The sequence below is a fragment of the Roseovarius sp. ZX-A-9 genome, assembly GCF_028369135.1.
Taxonomy (GTDB): domain Bacteria; phylum Pseudomonadota; class Alphaproteobacteria; order Rhodobacterales; family Rhodobacteraceae; genus Roseovarius.
This window is the reverse complement of sequence record NZ_JAPWHW010000014.1, coordinates 34219-50363: the sequence shown is the minus strand read 5'-3', so window position 1 is coordinate 50363 and position 16145 is coordinate 34219. Positions and strand designations below refer to the sequence as shown.

Sequence of the window (16145 nt, the reverse complement as noted above, 5' to 3'; positions counted from 1 at the left end):
GTCTTAATCGCGCAACGGGCACAACGCCTTTTGCAGCGCGGTGATCATCGCATCGCGCTGCGCCGACAGGTCAGCGTGGCTGGCCCCTCGGGCAGCCTCTTCCGCCCCATCGACGATCATCGCGATGGTTTCATCATCGAGATAGGGTTTGCCCAGATCGTCCCACCAGCCGTTGAACGTGTCCCGGAAATGATCGCAGAAGGCCTGCATCCCCCCAGGACCCGCACCAAGACTGAAAAGCGTTGTCGGCCCCATCGCTGCCCAACGCAGGCCCGGACCGGCGGTTATCGCCTTGTCCACATCCCCCACAGACGCGACACCGGACTGCACCAGATGGATCGCCTCGCGCCAGACGGCGGCCTGTAGCCGGTTGGCGACGTGGCCGGGCATTTCGCGGTATACCCGGATCGTGACCTTGCCCACGGCCTCGTAGAACCGAGCGGCGGCATCCGCGACACCGGGCGCGGTGGCGGCGTTGCCCATCACTTCGACCAGCGGGACCAGATGCGGCGGATTGAACGGATGCCCCAACACCAGGCGCGACGGATCAGCAAAGCCCGGCTGCATCTGGCCAAGGGTCAGGCCTGAGGCCGAGCTGGCGATGATCGCTCCTTTTGCCATGCGCGGTTCGATCTCGGCAAAAAGCGCGTGCTTGATCTCCAGCCGCTCCGGCACGCTTTCCTGGATGAACGCCGCACCCTCGATCGCGTCGCTTGGATTCTGGTGAAAGCTGACAGCATCGGGGCTGCCGTGCTCGGTCAGGCCCAGTTCGGTCAGCGTCGGCCAGGCCGTGTCGATGTAGCGCCGCACCGTGTCCGGGGCTTGCGGTAACGGGTCGTAGACCGCGACCGACCGTCCCGATGCAAGGAAAAGCGCGGTCCAGCTGGCGCCGATCACGCCAGCCCCCAATGCGGCGACATGTTCGAATTCCATCAGAATAACCCCGGATTGAGAGGCGAGGCGGCGGTCATGCCGCCATCCACGGTAAAGGTCACGCCGCTGACATAGCTGGCCTGATCCGAGCCAAGCCAGGCAACGATATTGGCGATATCCTCGGGCGTGCCCATCCGGCCCACCGGGTGGCGGGCCAGCGCATCCTTCATCGCCGCCTGCGGATCGCTTGCAAGGGCAAAGGCGTCTTCGGCCATCTCGGTCATGATCCAGCCCGGACAGACCGCGTTGCAGCGCACATTGGGTCCGTGATCGACCGCGATCGAACGTGTCAGCCCGTGCACGAACGCCTTGGACGCATTATAGAGCGCCATCGACGGGTCCGCGACATGGCCCGAGATCGAGCCGATATTGACGATAGCACCGCCCTGCGTCTCCATCCCCGGCAACACGGCGCGGCACATGTTGAAAACACCCCGGCAATTGGCGCCGATCACCAGATCCCAATCGGCATCGGTGCTGTCGCGGGTGGTCTTCTCGACCTGAACGCCGGCATTGTTCACCAGCAGCGCAACCGGGCCGAGCGCGGCGGCGACCTCCACGATCCGCGCCGCGTCATCCGCTTTGGCGACGTTACCCAGCACCCAGTCCACTTGATATCCGAGGTCATCGGGGCGTGTGCTTCGCCCGCAGGTGACCACCTTGTAACCATCCGCGACAAGGCGGGTGACAACTGCGCGGCCGATCCCGCGCCCGCCGCCGGTAACAATTGCAACTTTGCCTGTCATCTGTTCGCCTTCTGAACCTGCATCTGCATGGCCTTTCCCCAAAATTCGACCTGATCGCCGCCCTTGAGGCCCAGCCGCGCGCGGGCCTGCTCTGGCGTGGCGACGGTGAGGCCGAGGTTTTCTACGGTCTGGCGGATCCTGATGACCTGTTGCGCGCTCGACGTCGCTTTCTGCCCCGGCCCGATATGGAGACTGTCCTCCATGCCGACCCGCAGATTGCCACCCAATAGCGCGCTTTGCGTCGTGAACGCCATCGGTGTCGTCCGGCGGCCAGAACCGACCACTCGTAGCTGTCGCCAAAGAGCTTCTGAGCGATCGTGTGCATATGCATCAGGTTGTCGAGGGCCGCTCCGACACCGCCCAGAATGCCGAACACCACCTGCAGAAAGAACGGCGGCTTGATCCAGCCCTGATCGATCCACCAAGCCAGATTGTAGAGATGGCCCTGATCGTAAATCTCGAACTCGAATTTTGTGCCGTGGCCTTCGCCCAAGGTTTTCATCGCGTAACCGATATCGGCGAACGTGTTGCGAAAGATGAAATCGCGGGTCATGTCCAGAAATCCCGGCTCCCAGGCGTGATTTCACTCGGTGTATTTGTCCTTCATCAGGAAAATGCCGAAATTCATGCTGCCCATGTTCATCGACGCACCGACCTCGGCGGCCTCGATGCTGGTTTGCGCGATCTCGGTAGGGGTGATCGGCAGGTGCTTGGACAGGGGCGGCGTGTGAATGCCGCCCGTTGGCGCACAGGTGATAATGACCGGTTTGTTCATGGCACGTATCTCGACGAGGCTCCTTGGCCATTCCTTTTGCAAAAATACGCATCGCGCCCTCCGTCAAAGGCGCATCTGCTGAACTTGGGCGCTCAGGCCCCCATCCAGCACCCATAGCTGCCCCGATGCATAGCGCGCTTCGTCCGAGGCCAGCCAGTTCACCAGGTTGGCGATATCGTCGGGCGTGCCGTAAGTACGCATCGGGTGCACGTCACGGACCGCTTGCTGCAACTCTCCGATGGGCTTGCCGCCGGCGCCTGATCCGTCGCCGGTGAAAAAGCTCTGCAACATCGGCGTGTCGATATAGCCTGGGCAGATCGCATTGACGCGGATTCCCTCGGGGCCGTGATCACAGGCCATCGCACGGGTCAGGGCGTGCACAGCCCCCTTTGTGGCGCAATAGGCGGCCAGACCGGGGTCGGCGATGAAGCCGTCATAAGAGCCGAAATTGATGATGCTGGCGCTGTTGCCGGATTTCGCCGCCGCCCGCATCAGCGGCAGGGCATATTTGCTGGTCAGAAAGGTGCCGGTGACATTCACCGCGAAACTGAGGTTCCATTCCTCCAGGGTGGTGTCCTCAATAGTCTTCTCGATCTCGATACCGGCGGCGTTGACCAGGATATCAAGCTTGCCCTCATCGGCACCAACCTGCGCCATCGCGGATCTTGCCGCCGCCTCGGATGTCACATCCAGCCGGACAAAGCGCGTGCCGTCCTCATCATGCGCGCCAAGCGAGCCTGCCTCGTTCAGGTCCGCCGCATAGACAGTTGCCCCCTCGCGCAGAAACCGCGCGCAGATCGCGCGCCCGATCCCGCCGCGCCCACCGGTCACCAGCGCTGTCTTACCCTTTAAAATCATCTTTCGTTGTCCTTGATCGGTGGAAAGCGGTAGCGCGCGGCGACTACTGTCCAGTCCATGTGGTTGCGTAGGTTTTGCTGTCTGGCATCGCTGGGCGGGTCATAATCGCAAGGCGGGCCCGCACCAGGCTGCTTGGCGACATGACCCGTATCACCTGTGCGCCTTGCATCATGCCGTAGCTGCCTTGGCGTAGGCGTCCAGCACCAGCCCGTGGAAGTGGTGCACCGCATGTTCGGATTTGCCTGACCCGCCGGGGTCGTTCACGATCCGGCCCTGGGTGAAGGCGGGCGTGTTCATGCCGCGCTGCACGCTTTCGACCAGGCCGATATCCTCGACCTGTAGCACCTCGTCGAGGTAGCGGATCGCGTCCAGCTCCATCGGGTCTGCCTCGGGCGTCTCCAGGTAGAAGTCATAGGTTTCCAGCGTCCGTTCGGGGCCCACCGGTATGACGTTGAGCACGATCATGCTGGACCGACCGGGATAGCGCATCAGGCAGGTCGTGGGCCACAGCCACCAGACTGCATGGGTGCGCACCGTCGCGTTCGAGACGTCATAGGCGCTGTTCGTGCTCTTGCCCGCATCGGCCATGTGCGACGAATAGATGCCATGGGTCGTGACCTTGTAGGTGTCCATGTCCACCAGTTCGCAGAAATCCTTGTGCGCGGTGGGGCAATGGTAGCATTCGAGGAAGTTGTCGATGACGTTCTTCCAGTTCGACTTGATATCGTAGGTCAGGCGGTGGCCGAAGGTCAGTTGGTCTATATCAGGCGCCCAGTGGCCGATCTCGGTCGCGAGGTCACCTGATTGCACCGTCAGCGATTGTGCCGTCGGGTCGAGGTTGACGTAGACGAAACCGCAGAACTCCTCGACCTGCACGGCGTCCAGGCAGATGTCACCAGTGTTGAAATCCTCAAGATGCTCGGTCTCCGGCGCGCGCACCAGTTGCCCGTCCAGCTTGTACACCCAGGCGTGATAGGGGCACATGATCCGGGTGGTGGTGCCGCTGCCGCTGAGCAACTCGTGCGCACGGTGTTTGCAGACGTTGTAAAAGGCGCGCAGTACCCCGTCGCGGTCCCGCACGACGACGATCGGCTGACCGGCGATCTGGGTCGCGATATAGCTGCCGGGCGTGCGCAGCGCCTCCACGTGGCAAACCCATTGCCAGTTGCGGGCCAGGATGGCGCGCAGATCGGTATCGAACCACTTCTGCTCTGTATACGCATCGGCCCGCAACGAGAGCGAGCGGCCAGCATCGGGCGAATAGCCTTGGCGGATGTGATCAAGGTCGGCTTGGCTGAGAATTGGCGGCATGTCGGCACTCCGTTTGAGCTGCGGGACGGCAGCCCCTGACCTGCATCACAGCATGGGGCAAGGCACATATCTAAATGTGCATGGATCGCCGCGCTTTGAACTTCTATCGCCACGGCGTCGCTGCGTTACTTTGCCTTGCGGTGAAGTGGCCAGGCCCGAAACTCGAACGGCACGCGCCCTTCGATTCGATCGCGCCGGGGCGGCAGGCCGAACCGGTCACGATAGGCACGGCTGAAATGCACTTGGCTGGCAAAGCCCGAAGCGAGCGCCACTTGCGCCATCGCCATCTCGGTCTGCGTAACTAAACCCCGCGCCCGGTCGAGCCGGATATCGCGGTAATAGAGCGCCGGGGTTTTCTTGACATAGGTCTGGAAGAGCCGGTTGAGCTGGCGGTGCGATATACCTGTCGCATCGCATATCTCTGCAATCGGTAGCGGCGTCTCCAGGTTCTTTTCCATCAGCGCGATGGCGCGTTTGACCGCGCGCGGTGCGGTATTGCCCAAAGGCTCTATCGGGCCTGCATTCTGCAGGCTGCCCGCCGGGCGCACGCAGGGGTGAAACAGGTAGCGCGCGGCAGCGTTGGCCTGCGCATCACCCAGCGCACCGCGCAGGATGTTGAGTGCGAAATCCACCGCCGCCGACCCGCCCGCGCAACTGATCCGGTTGCCGTCGAATACAAACAGTTCCTCGCTTAGCCCGATGTCCGGATACATCTCGCCAAAGGCGTCGATATGCTCGTAATGCACGGTCGCGCGCTTGCCCTTCAATAGCCCGGCCTGTGCCAGGATGAATGCGCCGGTATCCAGCGCCCCCAGCGTGGCGCCTTGACCGGCCCACCGCCAGAGCGCCGCGTGCAGTGGCGTGCTGCTATGCATCTCGGGGGCCCAGCTGGATGACACGATGACGATATCGCTGCGCTGTCCGTGAACCTCTGCCAACGGGATTGTGCAGAGTTCGATCCCGTTGCTGGCCGGGCAGGGGCCGCCGCGTTCCGAAACGATCTGCCAGCGAAAGCGGGACGTCCCGTCCAGATAATTCGCGACGCGAAACGGATCGACAAAACCCATCGTTGCCGCCATGTTGAAATGTGGCGTGACGACGATGAGTATTTTGAACGGGGTTTGCGAAATGCGTTTCATCTGGCTATTGATGCACAAAGCATGACCAAAACAAGCATTTTGCGACGCAATCCTCTTGTCATACTTTGACGAACAAAAAAGCCAACCAGGGAGACGAACATGAAATATCTGAGCTGTGGCATCGCCATCGCCGCCATCGCAGGCAGCGTCAATGCTGCCGAGTTGGGGGCCGTGGACGAGCCGATCAAGCTGGCGATCAATGAATGGACCGGGCAGCATGTGACCACGCATATCGCGGGTGAAATGCTTGAGGCGGCTGGCTACAAGGTCGAGTACGTCACCGCTGGCATGATGAACCAGTTTCAGGCGCTATCGGATGGCGATCTGCACGCCACGTTGGAAATCTGGTCGTCGAACGTGTCGGATGAATACGCCAAGAAAGTCGCGGACGGCACGGTGACCGAGATTGGTGACCTTGAACTCGCAGCCATGGAAGGCATCGCATACCCCGCCCACGTGGCCGAAATCTGTCCGGGTCTGCCCGCATGGGAAGCATTGAAAGACTGCGCAGGTCAGTTCGCGACAGCCGAGACGCTGCCAATGGGTCGTCTGGTGGACTATCCCGCCGATTGGGGCACGCCGGGTGCCGACCGCATGGTTGGCTTCGATTTGCCGTTCAGGGCCGTGCCGGCAGGCTCCGAAGGGGCGCTGATCACCGAATTGCGCGCCGCGACCGAGAAGAAATCGCCGCTGCTGATCACCTTCTGGCAACCCCATTGGGCGATGTCCGCCTATGATTTGAGGTTCGTCGATCTGCCGGTGGGCGAGGATGCATGTTTCGAGGATCCGGCCTGGGGCCCGAACCCGAACGCGGTCAACGACTGCGGTTTTGCGCCGACGCGCATTTTCAAGGCAACCTGGTCGGGCTTTGACGAGAAATGGCCCGCCGCTGCCGAAATCCTGGCGAACTACACGCTTGATGTGGCCGACCAGCAGCCGCTGATGGGACAGATCGATGTCGATGGTCAATCCGTCGAAGAGGCCGTTGCGGCCTGGATGGACGCCAACGAGTCCAAGTGGAAGCCGGTGGTTGACGCGGCGACCAACTGATCGACCCTGCGGATGATGATTCCAGCGCGTCCCGATCTAAGTTCCGGGGCGTGCTGTCTTGAACGACAGAATTTCAGCCAATGAAATCAGGGGAAAAACATGGGTGATGACACGCGCGCGGACCAACCTGCGATAAGTTGCCGGGGGGTCTGGCAGGTCTTTGGTCCGAACGCCAAGTCAAAGCTCAAGGCGGCACTCGCTGCGTCAGGCGGCGAGTCGCAATCGGCCGCCGACACGCTGCGCGAGGACGGTTTGATCCCGGCGGTACAGGACGCCACATTCGACGTGAAACGCGGCGAGCTTTTCGTAATCATGGGCCTGTCGGGCTCGGGTAAATCCACCATCGTGCGCTGCATCTCGCGACTGATCGAGCCGACCGGCGGAGCCATCGACATCGACGGCCAGAGCATCCTTGACGCCAGCAAGGCGCAGATGATCGAGCTGCGCCGCCGCAAGCTGGGGATGGTGTTTCAGCATTTCGGCCTGTTTCCGCATATGTCCGTGGCCGAGAACGTGGCCTTTCCGCTCAAGATGCAGGGGCAGGGCAAGCGCGACCGGCTGAAGCGCGCGCATGAGGTGATCGGTCTTGTCGGGCTGGAAGGGCGCGAGACCGCCTATCCAAGGGAATTGTCCGGCGGCCAGCGGCAGCGTGTGGGCATCGCCCGCAGTTTGGCCGTCAACCCCGATATCTGGTTCCTGGACGAGCCATTCAGCGCACTTGACCCGCTCATCAGGCGGCAGTTGCAGGATGAATTCATCAAGATTCAGGCGACGCTTAAGAAATCCATCATCTTCATCACCCATGATATTGCCGAGGCGCTGAAGATCGCCGACCGGATCGCGATCATGCGCGACGGTCGCATCGTTCAGATCGGCACTCCGACCGAAATCGTGCTAAAACCCGTGGATGACTATGTGCGCGAGTTTTCCAAGGATGTGGTCAAGGGGCGTCACGCGCGCATTAGCTCGGTCCTCAGACCGCTGAGCGAGGCCCCCGACAACATGCCCGACGATCCGGGCATAAGGCAGGACATGACGCTGGAAGAAGCGCTGGCTGCGTGCATTTCGCTCTATCAGCCGGTGCCGGTGCATGATGCCGACGGCAAGATCATCGGCGTGGTGCACCCCTCTGATCTGTCAGCCGCGTTGCAGGTGGACGAAGCATGAGCGCGCCCACCGTAGCGCAGGACACCGCACATGGTGGCATTCATCTGACGACTGGAGCAAAGGCTGCGCTGGTGGTGCTGATCATCGGCGCGCTCTGCATGGCTCTGGCACCGGTCTGGCCTTGGCTGGTGAAGTATCCCGCAGGCTGGGCATTGCCCGCATCGGACTGGATTGGTGCGGCGCTGGAGTGGCTGCTGAACCTGATCAAACCGGTGGCAAGATTCTTCTCTCGTGCACTGGCCTATCCGATGGAATGGGCCAATATCCTGTTCAACGGTATCCCGTGGCCCCTGTCGATCGGGCTGGTGACAGCCCTTGGCTGGTATGTGGGCGGCTGGTCGCTGGCGTCGCTGTCATTCCTGGGGCTCAGCTTCGTTGTCAGTTCCGGTTACTGGGACGAGAGCATGAACACGCTGTCGCTGGTTGCCGTGTCGGTGCCGCTGGCGCTGCTATTCGGGGGCGGCTTGGGTATCCTGGCCAACGAGGTGCCGCGCGTCCGCAATGCCGTGCAGACGCTGATGGACGTGATGCAGACGGTGCCCACATTCGCCTATCTCACGCCCTTGTTACTGCTCTTCGGGTTCGGTCCGGTGGTCGGGCTGATCGCCAGCGCGATCTATGCGGCACCGCCGATGGCGCGCAACGTGATGCTTGGCCTGGAACGGGTCGAAAGCGATGTCAAGGAGGCCGCGATCATGTCGGGCGGCACCCGAATGCAGCAACTGTTCTTGGTGGAAATCCCTTCGGCAAGTCAGCAGATCATGGTTGGCGTCAACCAATGCCTGATGGCGGCCCTGTCGATGGTGATCATCGCCGCCGTGATTGGCGGATTTAACGATATCGGCTGGGAAGTGTTGCTGACCATGCGCAAAGCGCAGTTCGGTCAGGCGCTGCTGGCGGGGCTGGTGATCGTGGTGTTCGCCATCGTGATCGACCGGATCAGCGGCCAGATGGCAGAAGACCGCCAGCGCCATTCGAAACGTATTTCGGGCGCGATCATCGCGGTGGCCGGTGTCATTGCGATTGTGTTCTGGTCGCGCCTTCCCGAGCCTGCGTCGCTGACGCTGCTGCAACCGACAGCCGATTGGGTTGATAGCGGATTGAGCGCGTTCACGGTGGCAAACGGCTCGGCCCTCGACGGGCTCAAGAACGGCGCAATGTTCTATGGCTTGTTGCCGCTGCGGATCGGTCTTGACGGTGCGGTGTTGCCCTTTACCTGGGGATTTCAATGGACCTTTGGCATGAGCCTGGTGCTGTTTGGGGCCGCGGCAGCCTTGGGTGCGGTTCTGGCACTGCGGGGCAACATCGCCGCGGGCATCATGCTGGTGATCGCCGCCGGCGTGATCGAGACCGGCATAGCCGATCTGCCGTGGCCTTTCGTGCTGGTCGGGGCCGGCGCCATCGGTTGGGTGGCGGGCGGGCGCAAGCTGGCGCAGTTCGCGGTTCTGATGCTGCTGGCGGTGTTGCTGAGCGGGCTATGGGACAAGGCGCTGCTGTCGCTCTACCTGTCCGGCGCAGCGGTGCTTACCTGCGCCGTGTTTGGCGGCGCCATTGGCCTTGTCTGCGCGATGAGCCCGCTGGCGTGGCGTTTCGTGCGCCCGATCTGCGACATGTTGCAGACGATCCCGCTCTTTGTTTTCCTCATCCCGGTGCTGATGTTCTTCCAGATCGGTGAATTCTCTGCCTTTCTCGCCATCTGCTTCTACGCCATCGTCCCGATGATCCGCTACACGCGGCACGGGCTGGTCACGGTGCCGGATGAATTGATCGAAGCGGCAGTGTCGTCCGGGGCGACCAGTTGGCAAACGATGGTGGAGGTGCGCGCGCCCTACGCCGCGCCGACGATTCTGCTGGGGCTGAACCAGACGATCCTCTACGCCTTTGCGATGCTGGTCATCGCGGCGCTCATCGGCACGACCGGGCTGGGGCAGTCGATCTACCTCGCGCTGAGCCAGGCGGATGTCGGGCTTGGCATCACATCGGGGGCTTGCATGGCGATCCTCGCACTTGTTGCGGACCGACTGGTGCAGGGGTTCGCCACGGAGAGACGCAAGGCGCTGGGGCTGTGATAGCTGGGTTATCGAATATTGTCTGACGCGGGCGAGATCGGTCGTGCCGCACGATCGCCTCTAGCCAAAACCCATGCGACTGTGGCATTGCAGGCCCAGCCAAAACCCGGGGACGCGAGACAATGAAGCGATTGAAGAACCATCAGGCGCGGATCAACTGGATCTCGAAGACCCTGCGCGCACTGCCTGACGGCTCCAGCCTGCTGGACGTGGGGGCGGGCGAATGCGCCTACAAACCCTATTGCAGCCATCTGGAGTATCTCGCGCAGGACATCGCGGAATATGACGGCTCGGGCGATGGCAAGGGGCTGCAAACTGACAAGTGGGACACCAGCCAACTGGATTTCGTTTGCGACCTCTACGATATCCCCGAGGACCGGCAGTTCGATACCGTGTTCTGCTCGGAAGTGCTGGAACATGTGGTCGACCCGGTCCGCGCGGTCGAAAAGATGGCGCGCCTGACCAAACCCGGCGGGCAGATGATCCTGACCGCGCCGTTCAATTCGGTCACGCATTTCAGCCCCTACCATTTCTGCACTGGCTTTTCGCAGTATTTCTACCGGCATCATCTGGAGCGTCTGGGGTTCGAGATTACGGAACTGACGGCCAATGGCGGGTTCTTTGATTCCGTCGATCAGGAGCTGGGCCGCGTGTCCAAGGTGCGCCGGCAATTCGGCGCATGGTTTCCTGACCCGGTGCTGTTGATCCTGACCAACATCACGCGCCTCTGGGTGCGGATGGTGGCCAGCGCCGATGGGGACCGGATGAACCGAAAATCGGCCGAATTGCAGACTTTCGGCTGGTTCGTCGTGGCGCGCAAATCAGCGGATTGATCACAGCAGAGATCTGACGGGCGCATCCGTGCCCATCCCCATTTCGCAGCGCAATTGCGCCCGGGCGCGCGCAAGGCGTGACATGATGGTTCCGCGCGGGCAGCCGATCCTTTGTGCCAAAAGCTGCGGGCTGGTCTCGCCATGCGCCACCAGTCGCATCAACGCCGCCTGATCGCATGGCAGGCGTGCGATCGCAGCGTCCAGTTCGCGCAGGGCGATCACGCCAAAGACGGCCGGATCGGCGCATGGCTCTGGCGCGTCGGTATCGGACAGCATCGGCGCACGGCGCTTCGAGGCGCGAAAGACGTTGCGCAGGGTGGCGCGGGCATAGGCCCGCAGATCGTCTACCTCCGCGAGCGCCGTCTGCCGCTGCCAGAGACGCAATAATGTCTCTTGTGTCACGTCCTGGGCTTCGGCCTCGTTTCCGGCAAGGCGGCGGGCAAGGCGCAGCAGATCGGTATGCAGGGCGCTCAGCGCGTCGGGCAGGGGCGTCGGACAGGGCATCGGAGAACCTCGCAGGCAGGGGAAATTTGCCCGAACCTGCGCGCAGTTCGTGCAGCCTGCAATTGGGGGCTTTCCGCCGATACATCCTATGCGGTCTTTTTGGGCGGTGAGGCGCCGGAACCGTGCCCGGCGATCGGCAAGCGCCCGCTGCGCGAAATTCCGCTGCGGACGCAAAGCCTTGGCCGCGCGTCTTGTGAGGTGAGGCAGGCATGAGGCCTGCCCGTAACCGAAATGACAGGAGAGACCTGACATGACCAAGTTTATCGTAATCCTCATCGGGCTGGGCGCGCTGGCCCAATCCGCCGCTGCCATGAGCGACAGCACCGTCGAGATCGACGCCAACGGCGACGGGCTGATGACCATAGAGGAAGTCCGCGCCGTCTATCCCGAAATGAGCAACGAAGTATTCAGCGAGATCGACGTCAACGGTGACGGCGCGCTCGATGATGCCGAGATGGCGGCTGGGCAGGAAAATGGCCTGATCCCCGCTGCGACGGACGGCTAACCAACCGTTCCGTCCCCCCGGGCCGCGTATATTCTCTTCCCCATAGAGGCGCGGGCCGGGGGCCTTTCGGCGGTTCGCCTGCCGGTAGTCGGTACGCAGATGTACCGCCGCACCGTACCAAATAGGGCGCGAAACGTCCTACTTCGGTGTCGCGCGTTTCAGCATGCCAAACAGATCGCGCGGATCGTCAGGATCGGCCAGCAAGTCCAGATCGTGATAGAACTCCGTGCCCGCCACGTTGGCGCGGACATAGCGCAGGGCGCTGAAATCCTCGATGGCGAAGCCGACGCTGTCGAACAGCGTGATCTGGCCGGCGCTTGTACGGCCCTTAGCGGTGCCGCTCATCACCTGCCACAGCTCGGTAACAGGGTGATCTTCAGGCATCTGCTGAATCTCTCCCTCGATGCGGGTCTGGGGCGGGAATTCAACAAAGATTTCCGAACGTTCCAGGATCGCCGGGGCCAGTTCCGTCTTGCCGGGGCAGTCGCCGCCAATGGCGTTGATATGCACACCCGAGCCGATCATGTTGTCGGTCAGGATGGTCGCATACTGCTTGTCTGCGGTGCAGGTCGTGATGATCTGCGCACCTTCCATGCTCGCCTCGGCGCTGTCGCATTCGACGACCTTCAGCCCCATGCCCGACAGGTTTCTGGCCGCCTTCTGGGTTGCTGCGCGGTCGATGTCATACAGGCGTACGGTATCGACGCCGCAGATCGCCTTCATCGCAAGGCTCTGGAATTCGGACTGCGCGCCGTTGCCGATCATCGCCATCGTCGTGCTGCCCTTGGGCGCGAGATAGCGCGCCACCAGCGCCGAAGTGGCCGCGGTGCGCAGCGCCGTCAGCAGGGTCATCTCGCTCAGCAATACGGGATATCCGTTGCCGACATTGGCGAGCAGACCAAACGCGGTGACCGTCTGCAACCCTTGCTTTGTATTCTTGGGGTGTCCGTTGACGTATTTGAACCCGTAGACCTCGCCATCCGAGGTCGGCATCAGCTCGATCACGCCTTCAGCGGAGTGGCTGGCAATGCGGGGCGTCTTGTCAAAGAGCTCCCATCGCTTGAAATCGGCCTCGATGTAATCTGCAAGGCCGATCAGCATCGGTTCGATTCCGATATGATGCACCAGTTGCATCATGTGATCCACGCTGACGAAGGGCACGAGGGCCTTTTCAGAGGGAGAGAGGTTGGTCATGTCAGTCATCCTTTGGGCAAGTCAGGAATAGGCGCGTGTCGGGCGGTCAAATACGCGACGGCCCAGTGCCGAGGCGGCCAGATCGACCATCACCTGCGCGGTGCGGCCGCGGTCATCGAGGAACGGATTTAACTCGACCAGATCGAGCGAGGTCATCAGACCGCTGTCACAGATCATTTCCATCACCAGATGCGCCTCGCGGATCGTCGTGCCTCCGGGCACCGTGGTGCCGACAGCCGGAGCAATACTCGGGTCGAGGAAATCCACGTCGAGCGAGACATGCAACATGCCGTTCGCCGCTGCCACGTCGCGCAGGAATGTCTCCAGCGGGCGGGCGATGCCGACCTCGTCGATGCTGCGCATGTCGTGGTAGCGGATGTCGCTGCCCTGCAGGTCTTCGCGCTCGGCCGCATCTACCGACCGCAGGCCGATGATGCAGATATTGCCCTGTGGCACCGGATTGGCGACTTTGGGGAATCCGTGAAAGCCTTCACGTCCCGTGACATACCCCAACGGCGTGCCATGCAGGTTGCCCGTCGCCGTGCTCTGCGGCGTGTGGTAATCGCTATGGGCGTCAAGCCAGAGCACGAATTGCGGGCGGCCTTCCTTGGCGGCGTGGTTTGCCACTCCGGCGACGGTCCCCAGCGACAGCGCGTGGTCGCCCCCCAGAAAGATCGGCGTACCCTGCGGCATTGCCTCTTCGGCGGTGCGCGCCAGTGCTGAGGTCCAGCCGATCATGCGGGCGGATTCGTAGACGACATCGGGCAGCGTGTCTGGCGCTGTGGCGTCGTCGGGTGCGACATTGCCGATGTCTCGGACGTCCAGACCAAGATCGGTCAACGCAGATGAGATGCCCGCGACACGGTAGGCGTCAGGCCCCATCAGACAGCCTTGCCGACGTTTGCCGCAATCGACTGGCGCACCGACCAGTATACATGTCTTTCGTGTCATGATTTGCCTCTCTTTCCTCTGTTGAGGTGAAAATACGGGCAAATCGGTTGAATGTAAGCGAGCATTTTGTACTGATCGGAACAAGATTGACCGAAACGGAATTAAGGAGTGGCGAAATGGACGAAACGGACCGCCGATTGCTCTCGGCGCTGCGCCATGATGCGCGCGCGTCACTGTCTGATCTGGCGCTGGGGCTTGGGGTGTCGCGGACAACAGTACGCAGCCGGATCGAACGGCTGCAACGGTCTGGCGAGATTGTCGGCTTTTCCGTGGTGGTCAAGGAGGACGTGGCGCGCGACCCAGTGCGCGGCTTGATGATGCTGGGGATCGAAGGGCGGGGGGCGGACCGCGTGGTGCGACAGTTGAACGGATTGAGCGCGGTGCGCGCGACCCATACGACGAATGGCCGCTGGGATGTGATCGTCGAGATCGGAACCGCGACGCTGGAGGAACTGGACAAGGTGCTGGCGCAGATCAGGCGCTTTGAGGGGATCGTCAGCAGCGAGACGAACCTTCTGTTGAGCACGCGAAAATCGGCTGGCTGACGGCGAGTCAGCCTTGTGCGGCGCGCAGCCGGTCCCGGGCCATGACCACGAATACTTTCTGCCCGGCGATTTCGGTGGCGATGTAGTTGCCGCGCTCTAGCAGGCGCGAGGCCGGGCCGATGAGCTGCCATGTGCGGGCAAAAATGCGGGTGACATCCTGCGCATGGATGTCGGGGGAGGTATAGTGGAGGGGATCGAGGTTCAGCACGGGCGTGACGGCAGGATGTGGCCCCGTGAGAGGTCAAGCTGCGTCAGCCGCGTCGCGCTGCCATCACCCAAAGCAGAGCCAGAGCGAGCGACGCCAGCATGTTCCAGCTGGCCATCGACAGGCCCAGCATCTGCCACGCGATCTCATCGCACATGACGATGCCGGTTGGTCCGCCCATGCTGAGCAGATCCGCACCGCTCATCCCGCCCAGACCGTTGCCGCCGGTGCAAGAGGCGGGGCCTTCCCACCAGCCCTGCTCGACGCCTGCGTGGAACCCGCCGATGATGGCTGTCGTAAGAGCTGCCAGCGCACCCATGACGGGCAGGGCGGGGCCACGCATTGCCAGTGCCGCAGCGCCGATCAACACGGCGGCGGCGTGGGGCCAGCGCTGCCAGAGGCACATCTTGCAGGGCGCGAGTCCGCCGATGTGCTGAAAGGCGAACGCCCCCAACAGCAGCAGCGCCGAGCCACCCGCCGCAATCATGATCAGTTTGGTGCGCGCCATATCATTCATAGGAATTTCACCACATAGACCCCGCCGAACAGCAAGACCACGAACAGGATGAACAGCAGGCCCAGCCGCTTTTCGATGAAGTCGCGGATCGGCGCGCCGAATTTCCACAAGAGCCACGCCACGATGAAGAACCGCAAACCGCGCGCGATGATCGACGTGACAATGAACGTCGCCAGCGGCATGCCGGTCCAGCCCGACATGATCGTGATCACCTTGTAGGGGAAGGGGGTAACACCTGCGGTCAGCACAGCCCAGAAACCCAGATCGTTGAAGCGGGTATTGAATGCGGCAACCGCATCGCCCTTGCCCAGGGATTCAAGGATAGGCAGGCCGATCTGCTCGTAGGCCAGCGCCCCGATCGCATAGCCCAGCAAGCCGCCCACCACCGAGGCCAGCAGCGCCACACCTGCGATCAGCCACGCCCGGTTGGGCCGCGCCAGGATCATCGGGATGATCAGCACATCAGGGGGAATCGGAAAGACCGAGCTTTCGATAAACGCGACAAGGGCCAGTACCCAGAGAGCCTGGGGATGATGCGCCATGCGGATCGTCCAATCGTAAAGCCGTCTGAGCATCGCGCCGGAGTCCTTGTTTTCGGGTCTCTGCCTCTGACCATGCAGCGCCGGAAGGGTCAAGCACGGAGCGCTGTCGTGACGGAAAAAAACAGCATCCGCACTGGCTTGGGGGCTGGACGGACCGGGCGGGCATTGCTAGAGGAAGGGAACGTGCCCAAGTGGCGGAATGGTAGACGCAGGGGATTCAAAATCCCCCGCCTTAACAGGCGTGCCGGTTCGAGTCCGGCCTTGGGTACCAATGGCAATGCCATTCTCCGCAGATCGATGA

The 16145-nt window shown here is 62.3% G+C and carries 19 protein-coding genes, 1 tRNA gene and 1 pseudogene; 7 read left to right on the top strand and 14 right to left on the bottom strand.

The genetic code is table 11. The features are described from left to right. Positions 1-3: 3 nt before the first annotated feature. The 8 genes and pseudogenes from O3306_RS14235 to O3306_RS14205 all read right to left on the bottom strand — a co-directional run bounded on the left by O3306_RS14235 (position 4) and on the right by O3306_RS14205 (position 5762). Positions 4-933, bottom strand: a complete 930-nt coding sequence (locus tag O3306_RS14235; protein ID WP_272008476.1) for a 3-hydroxyacyl-CoA dehydrogenase NAD-binding domain-containing protein — start codon at positions 931-933, stop codon at positions 4-6. Further along, positions 933-1679, bottom strand: a complete 747-nt coding sequence (locus tag O3306_RS14230; RefSeq protein ID WP_272008474.1) for an SDR family NAD(P)-dependent oxidoreductase — start codon at positions 1677-1679, stop codon at positions 933-935. The genes O3306_RS14235 and O3306_RS14230 overlap by 1 nt, the downstream gene beginning before the upstream one ends. After that, a pseudogene (locus O3306_RS22465) lies at positions 1676-2181 on the bottom strand (3-keto-5-aminohexanoate cleavage protein). The gene O3306_RS14230 and the pseudogene O3306_RS22465 overlap by 4 nt, the downstream one beginning before the upstream one ends. Before the next feature lie 81 nt (positions 2182-2262). Then, positions 2263-2454 carry a 3-keto-5-aminohexanoate cleavage protein gene (locus O3306_RS22460; protein WP_442970007.1) on the bottom strand — a complete coding sequence of 64 codons (192 nt, stop codon included), beginning with the start codon at positions 2452-2454 and terminating at the stop codon, positions 2263-2265. Positions 2455-2517: 63 nt separating this feature from the next. Further along, positions 2518-3312: an SDR family NAD(P)-dependent oxidoreductase gene (locus O3306_RS14220; protein ID WP_272008473.1), complete on the bottom strand. Its 795-nt coding sequence runs from the start codon at positions 3310-3312 to the stop codon at positions 2518-2520. Further along, complete coding sequence (locus O3306_RS14215) at positions 3309-3542, bottom strand: hypothetical protein (RefSeq protein WP_272008471.1); 234 nt, start codon at positions 3540-3542, stop codon at positions 3309-3311. Before O3306_RS14215 ends, O3306_RS14220 begins: the two co-directional genes overlap by 4 nt. After that, on the bottom strand, positions 3481-4623 hold the full coding sequence (locus O3306_RS14210; protein WP_272008469.1) for an aromatic ring-hydroxylating oxygenase subunit alpha: 1143 nt from the start codon (positions 4621-4623) through the stop codon (positions 3481-3483). Before O3306_RS14210 ends, O3306_RS14215 begins: the two co-directional genes overlap by 62 nt. 125 nt (positions 4624-4748) lie before the next feature. Continuing rightward, complete coding sequence (locus O3306_RS14205; protein WP_272008467.1) at positions 4749-5762, bottom strand: GlxA family transcriptional regulator; 1014 nt, start codon at positions 5760-5762, stop codon at positions 4749-4751. A gap of 99 nt (positions 5763-5861) precedes the next feature. On the opposite strand from O3306_RS14205, the gene O3306_RS14200 reads away from it, so the two are divergent. From O3306_RS14200 to O3306_RS14185, 4 genes are all read left to right on the top strand, one after another. Beyond that, positions 5862-6812 (top strand): ABC transporter substrate-binding protein, encoded by a 951-nt coding sequence (locus O3306_RS14200; RefSeq protein WP_272008465.1) that lies wholly within the window; start codon positions 5862-5864, stop codon positions 6810-6812. A 99-nt stretch (positions 6813-6911) separates the two neighbouring features. Beyond that, complete coding sequence (locus O3306_RS14195) at positions 6912-7979, top strand: quaternary amine ABC transporter ATP-binding protein (protein WP_272008464.1); 1068 nt, start codon at positions 6912-6914, stop codon at positions 7977-7979. After that, positions 7976-10048, top strand: coding sequence for an ABC transporter permease (locus tag O3306_RS14190; protein ID WP_272008462.1), 2073 nt, complete (start codon positions 7976-7978; stop codon positions 10046-10048). The genes O3306_RS14195 and O3306_RS14190 overlap by 4 nt, the downstream gene beginning before the upstream one ends. A gap of 122 nt (positions 10049-10170) precedes the next feature. Further along, a complete protein-coding gene (locus tag O3306_RS14185) occupies positions 10171-10881 on the top strand; it encodes a class I SAM-dependent methyltransferase (protein WP_272008460.1) in 711 nt (236 codons plus the stop codon). Here the strand turns inward: O3306_RS14185 and O3306_RS14180 are convergent, their stop codons facing one another. Next, positions 10882-11385, bottom strand: coding sequence for an RNA polymerase sigma factor (locus tag O3306_RS14180; protein WP_272008458.1), 504 nt, complete (start codon positions 11383-11385; stop codon positions 10882-10884). Positions 11386-11635: 250 nt separating this feature from the next. Here O3306_RS14180 and O3306_RS14175 point away from each other — a divergent pair, with 250 nt between their 5' ends. Then, a complete protein-coding gene (locus O3306_RS14175) occupies positions 11636-11890 on the top strand; it encodes an EF-hand domain-containing protein (protein ID WP_272008457.1) in 255 nt (84 codons plus the stop codon). Positions 11891-12028: 138 nt separating this feature from the next. Here the strand turns inward: O3306_RS14175 and O3306_RS14170 are convergent, their stop codons facing one another. After that, complete coding sequence (locus tag O3306_RS14170; RefSeq protein ID WP_272008454.1) at positions 12029-13084, bottom strand: ornithine cyclodeaminase; 1056 nt, start codon at positions 13082-13084, stop codon at positions 12029-12031. 21 nt (positions 13085-13105) lie between these two features. After that, on the bottom strand, positions 13106-14035 hold the full coding sequence (gene rocF / locus O3306_RS14165; protein WP_272008452.1) for an arginase: 930 nt from the start codon (positions 14033-14035) through the stop codon (positions 13106-13108). A 116-nt stretch (positions 14036-14151) separates the two neighbouring features. Between rocF and O3306_RS14160 the strand changes: the two genes are divergently transcribed. Then, on the top strand, positions 14152-14580 hold the full coding sequence (locus tag O3306_RS14160) for an Lrp/AsnC family transcriptional regulator (RefSeq protein ID WP_272008450.1): 429 nt from the start codon (positions 14152-14154) through the stop codon (positions 14578-14580). 7 nt (positions 14581-14587) lie between these two features. Here O3306_RS14160 and O3306_RS14155 read toward each other — a convergent pair whose 3' ends face one another. Genes O3306_RS14155 through O3306_RS14145 form a run of 3 tightly spaced genes read right to left on the bottom strand, consistent with a single transcriptional unit; the run spans position 14588 to position 15877 of the window. After that, complete coding sequence (locus O3306_RS14155) at positions 14588-14788, bottom strand: hypothetical protein (protein ID WP_272008448.1); 201 nt, start codon at positions 14786-14788, stop codon at positions 14588-14590. A 43-nt stretch (positions 14789-14831) separates the two neighbouring features. Continuing rightward, the gene (locus O3306_RS14150; protein WP_272008446.1) at positions 14832-15293 is read right to left on the bottom strand and encodes a disulfide bond formation protein B; all 462 of its coding nucleotides are present in this window, start codon (positions 15291-15293) and stop codon (positions 14832-14834) included. A 5-nt stretch (positions 15294-15298) separates the two neighbouring features. Next, complete coding sequence (locus O3306_RS14145) at positions 15299-15877, bottom strand: YqaA family protein (protein WP_272008444.1); 579 nt, start codon at positions 15875-15877, stop codon at positions 15299-15301. 152 nt (positions 15878-16029) lie between these two features. Here O3306_RS14145 and O3306_RS14140 point away from each other — a divergent pair. Further along, positions 16030-16115, top strand: a tRNA-Leu gene (locus O3306_RS14140). The last annotated feature ends 30 nt before the right edge of the window (positions 16116-16145 follow it).

Coding starts and splice junctions, on each gene's coding strand:
- O3306_RS14235 (WP_272008476.1), bottom strand. CDS start 933: ATGGAATTCGAACATGTCGCCGCATTGGGGGCTGGCGTGATCGGCGCC.
- O3306_RS14230 (WP_272008474.1), bottom strand. CDS start 1,679: ATGACAGGCAAAGTTGCAATTGTTACCGGCGGCGGGCGCGGGATCGGC.
- O3306_RS22460 (WP_442970007.1), bottom strand. CDS start 2,454: ATGAACAAACCGGTCATTATCACCTGTGCGCCAACGGGCGGCATTCAC.
- O3306_RS14220 (WP_272008473.1), bottom strand. CDS start 3,312: ATGATTTTAAAGGGTAAGACAGCGCTGGTGACCGGTGGGCGCGGCGGG.
- O3306_RS14215 (WP_272008471.1), bottom strand. CDS start 3,542: ATGCGGTGCACCACTTCCACGGGCTGGTGCTGGACGCCTACGCCAAGG.
- O3306_RS14210 (WP_272008469.1), bottom strand. CDS start 4,623: ATGCCGCCAATTCTCAGCCAAGCCGACCTTGATCACATCCGCCAAGGC.
- O3306_RS14205 (WP_272008467.1), bottom strand. CDS start 5,762: ATGAAACGCATTTCGCAAACCCCGTTCAAAATACTCATCGTCGTCACG.
- O3306_RS14200 (WP_272008465.1), top strand. CDS start 5,862: ATGAAATATCTGAGCTGTGGCATCGCCATCGCCGCCATCGCAGGCAGC.
- O3306_RS14195 (WP_272008464.1), top strand. CDS start 6,912: ATGGGTGATGACACGCGCGCGGACCAACCTGCGATAAGTTGCCGGGGG.
- O3306_RS14190 (WP_272008462.1), top strand. CDS start 7,976: ATGAGCGCGCCCACCGTAGCGCAGGACACCGCACATGGTGGCATTCAT.
- O3306_RS14185 (WP_272008460.1), top strand. CDS start 10,171: ATGAAGCGATTGAAGAACCATCAGGCGCGGATCAACTGGATCTCGAAG.
- O3306_RS14180 (WP_272008458.1), bottom strand. CDS start 11,385: ATGCCCTGTCCGACGCCCCTGCCCGACGCGCTGAGCGCCCTGCATACC.
- O3306_RS14175 (WP_272008457.1), top strand. CDS start 11,636: ATGACCAAGTTTATCGTAATCCTCATCGGGCTGGGCGCGCTGGCCCAA.
- O3306_RS14170 (WP_272008454.1), bottom strand. CDS start 13,084: ATGACCAACCTCTCTCCCTCTGAAAAGGCCCTCGTGCCCTTCGTCAGC.
- rocF (WP_272008452.1), bottom strand. CDS start 14,035: ATGACACGAAAGACATGTATACTGGTCGGTGCGCCAGTCGATTGCGGC.
- O3306_RS14160 (WP_272008450.1), top strand. CDS start 14,152: ATGGACGAAACGGACCGCCGATTGCTCTCGGCGCTGCGCCATGATGCG.
- O3306_RS14150 (WP_272008446.1), bottom strand. CDS start 15,293: ATGGCGCGCACCAAACTGATCATGATTGCGGCGGGTGGCTCGGCGCTG.
- O3306_RS14145 (WP_272008444.1), bottom strand. CDS start 15,877: ATGCTCAGACGGCTTTACGATTGGACGATCCGCATGGCGCATCATCCC.